We start from the raw sequence: 217 nt of genomic DNA, 5'->3' as shown, positions 1-217 counted from the left end.
CGAGTGCCTCATAGAGCCCTCCTTGCAATTGATAAGGCGGAACAAGGAGCCCTGTTACGCCGTCCTCCACAACCTCTTGAATCCCCCCGACCTGGGACGCGACAACGGGGACGCCCGTAGCCATCGCCTCCACATTAACGAGGCCAAACGCTTCTCGCTCGACGGATGGCACGACGACAATATCTGCAAGCGCGTACCAAGCCGGCACCTCCTCGTG

Annotated in this window: 1 protein-coding gene; it reads right to left on the bottom strand. The window is 60.4% G+C overall.

Annotated elements, in window-relative coordinates; all coding sequences use genetic code 11:
* Positions 1 to 217, bottom strand: a 217-nt coding sequence (locus I2H74_RS19085; protein ID WP_195575829.1) for a glycosyltransferase, incomplete at both ends; no start/stop codon positions are given.

It is taken from the genome of Paenibacillus sp. 1001270B_150601_E10 (assembly GCF_015558675.1).
GTDB lineage: Bacteria > Bacillota > Bacilli > Paenibacillales > Paenibacillaceae > Paenibacillus_B.
This window is presented reverse-complemented; position numbering and strand designations above follow the sequence as displayed.